4 protein-coding genes are annotated in these 3,162 nt (G+C 62.5%); 2 read left to right on the top strand and 2 right to left on the bottom strand.

Going from position 1 to position 3,162, the window contains the following annotated elements; all coding sequences use genetic code 11:
- The first annotated feature begins 6 nt into the window (after positions 1-6).
- Positions 7-1,149: a glycine C-acetyltransferase gene (locus tag VGO12_RS01335; protein WP_327510957.1), complete on the top strand. Its 1,143-nt coding sequence runs from the start codon at positions 7-9 to the stop codon at positions 1,147-1,149.
- Between the two features lie 10 nt (positions 1,150-1,159).
- The gene (gene tdh, locus VGO12_RS01340) at positions 1,160-2,194 is read left to right on the top strand and encodes an L-threonine 3-dehydrogenase (RefSeq protein WP_327510954.1); all 1,035 of its coding nucleotides are present in this window, start codon (positions 1,160-1,162) and stop codon (positions 2,192-2,194) included.
- A 22-nt stretch (positions 2,195-2,216) separates the two neighbouring features.
- Here the strand turns inward: tdh and VGO12_RS01345 are convergent, their stop codons facing one another.
- Both VGO12_RS01345 and VGO12_RS01350 read right to left on the bottom strand, forming a co-directional pair.
- Positions 2,217-2,675 carry a GyrI-like domain-containing protein gene (locus tag VGO12_RS01345; protein WP_327510955.1) on the bottom strand — a complete coding sequence of 153 codons (459 nt, stop codon included), beginning with the start codon at positions 2,673-2,675 and terminating at the stop codon, positions 2,217-2,219.
- A 289-nt stretch (positions 2,676-2,964) separates the two neighbouring features.
- A partial coding sequence (locus VGO12_RS01350) for a hypothetical protein (RefSeq protein WP_327510956.1) occupies positions 2,965-3,162 on the bottom strand: 198 nt, incomplete at its 5' end.

Genomic DNA, 3,162 nt, shown 5'->3' on the forward strand with positions numbered 1-3,162 from the left:
GAGGGCCTGAAGACATCAGGGCTCTACAAGTCGGAGCGTGTCATCACCTCGAAGCAGGCGGGCGAGATCGAAGTCGCCTCGGGCGAGCGGGTGCTCAATTTCTGCGCCAACAACTATCTCGGCCTGGCCGACAATGCGGAGCTGGCCGAGGCCGGCAAGGCTGCGCTCGACCGGTACGGCTATGGCATGGCCTCGGTGCGTTTCATCTGCGGCACGCAGGAGGAGCACAAGCAACTGGAGGCGCGGATTTCGTCGTTCCTCGGGCTGGAAGACACGATCCTCTATTCGTCGTGCTTCGATGCCAATGGCGGCCTGTTCGAGACGCTCTTGGGCGAAGAGGACGCGATCATCTCGGACGCCTTGAACCACGCCTCGATCATCGACGGCGTGCGGCTGTCGAAGGCCAAGCGCTTCCGTTATGCCAACAACGACATGGCGGCGCTGGAGGAGGAGCTGAAGAAGGCGGAAGGTTGCCGCTTCAAGCTGATCGCCACCGACGGCGTGTTCTCGATGGACGGCATCATCGCCAATCTGCAAGGGGTCTGCGACCTTGCCGACAAATACGGCGCCATGGTCATGGTCGACGACAGCCATGCGGTCGGCTTCGTCGGTAAAAACGGCCGCGGCTCGGCCGAACATTGCGGCGTCGAGGGCCGGATCGACATCATCACCGGCACGCTCGGCAAGGCGCTCGGCGGTGCCTCGGGCGGTTACACCTCGGCCAAGGCCGAGGTCGTCGAGTGGCTGCGGCAGCGTTCGCGCCCCTATCTCTTCTCCAACACGCTGGCGCCAGTGATTGCGGCCGCCTCGCTGAAGGTCTTCGACCTGATCGACAACGGCGACGCCCTGCGCGCGCGGCTTTACGCCAATGCAAATCTGTTTCGAACCGAGATGTCGAAGCTCGGCTTCACGCTCGCCGGCGAGGGCCATCCGATCATCCCGGTGATGCTCGGTGACGCGGCGCTGGCCCAGGAGATGGCGGCGCGCATGCTCAAGAAGGGCGTCTATGTCATCGGCTTCTCCTTTCCGGTGGTGCCGAAGGGCCAGGCGCGCATCCGCACGCAGATGTCGGCGGCCCACAGCGAGACTGACGTGCGCCGCGCGATCGCCGCCTTCGAAGAGGTCGGCCGCGAGCTTGGCGTGATCTGAGGAGAGACCGATGACGAACATGATGAAGGCGCTGGTGAAGTCGAAGCCGGAAGAGGGGCTGTGGATGGAGCGCGTGCCGGTGCCGGAGATCGGCCCGAACGACGTGCTGATCAAGGTGAAGAAATCGGCGATCTGCGGCACGGACGTGCACATCTGGAACTGGGACCAGTGGGCGCAAAAGACCATTCCGGTGCCGATGGTCGTCGGCCACGAGTTCATGGGCGAGATCGCCGAGGTCGGCTCGGCCGTCACCAAGTACCATGTCGGCGAGCGCGTCTCGGGCGAGGGGCATATCGTCTGTGGCAAGTGCCGCAACTGCCGCGCCGGCCGGGGACATCTCTGCCGCAACACGCTTGGCGTCGGCGTCAACCGGCCGGGCTCGTTCGGCGAGTTCGTCTGCCTGCCCGAATACAACGTCGTGCCGATCCCGGACGATGTGCCCGATGAGGTCGCGGCGATCTTCGATCCGTTCGGCAATGCCGTGCACACCGCCCTTTCCTTCGATCTCGTCGGCGAGGACGTGCTTGTCACCGGCGCCGGCCCGATCGGCATCATGGGGGCGATGGTCGCCAAGCGTTCGGGCGCGCGCAAGGTGGTGATCACCGACATCAACCCGACCCGCCTGGCGCTGGCCAAAAGCGTCGGCATCGACCACGTCGTCGACGCGTCGAAGGAGAACCTCGCCGACGTGATGAAGGCGATCGGCATGACCGAGGGTTTCGACGTCGGTCTGGAAATGTCCGGCGCGGCGCCCGCCTTCCGCGACATGATCGACAAGATGAACAATGGCGGCAAGATCGCCATCCTCGGCATTGCGCCGGCCGGCTTCGAGATCGACTGGAACAAGGTGATCTTCAAGATGCTCAACCTCAAGGGCATCTACGGCCGCGAGATGTTCGAGACCTGGTACAAGATGATCGCCTTCGTGCAAGGCGGCCTCGACCTTGCTCCCGTCATCACCCACCGCATCACCATCGACGAGTTCCGCGACGGATTTCAGGCCATGCGATCCGGCAATTCCGGAAAGGTCGTCATGGACTGGTGAGGTACTGAGCCTGCATGCAGGCTCAGTTGGCAAGGCCGAACTGGATTTCGATTTCGTGATAGCGGGCGCCTTGGCCCGCCCAGCGATGGTAGATCTCGCGGCTTTCGCCGGAGAAATTGTGCCTGGACATCTCGATTGCAGTGATGAGCGGTGCGTAGCCCTGGGTGAAGAGGCTGCGCATCGGCCCCTGATGCCGGGCTGATGCCACCATGACGGGCTCCAGCTCGATCAGATCGAGGTTGCCGCGATAATCGTCACCACCGGTGACCGGGCGGCAGATGCGCCAGTCGAAAGGCGTCTTTGCGTCCTTTGGCAGGTTCTGCGCGATGAAGATCCACGGGCCAGCCGGTTTCAGTCCGGCGCGGTCCATCTCCGCTTCGATAGCAGGTGCCAGCACCGCGCTCTCGGTTTTGACCTGAGGAATGGTGAGCTGCCGCGCGACGGACAGAACGCGCATGGCGTCGGTTTCCTTGATGTGCATCGTGGCGCCTCCTATCTGTGGCGCGAAGGTCGTCCGCGGTCGGGTCGGGCGCAAGCAAAAAGCCGGAACAGTTTTGCCATTTTCCCACCGGATTGACGTTTTCGAGAAATTGTTTTGCGCGCCGGTCCTGTAGCGAGAGGGCTTGTCGGTGTCACCGCCGTTGCGACATTGCAACTGCCGTCCGGTCTAGGCGCAGGCAGGAGAATTCGTTCTGGTTGCGGTGCGATTGTGGCACAACGACACCTTGCCGATTAAATCGTGGGCGCCCTTGTCTTTTGGCGGGCAGCGCCTACATGTTCAGCGGAAGCTGATAAACCCCAAAAAGCGTCAGGAACGGTGATTTTTGCCGAATCAGCCGGTTTTTCAGCGGAAATGCTTGACGGGATCGAAAATTCTGGGAATCACCATTTCCGAATAAGAAATGGCGAGATGACACGGCGGTTAGGGAATCATGCCAGAGGCGTTTCAGTGGCAGGACTGTCGGAGC

Source organism: Ensifer sp., from assembly GCF_035999135.1.
Taxonomy (GTDB): domain Bacteria; phylum Pseudomonadota; class Alphaproteobacteria; order Rhizobiales; family Rhizobiaceae; genus Ensifer.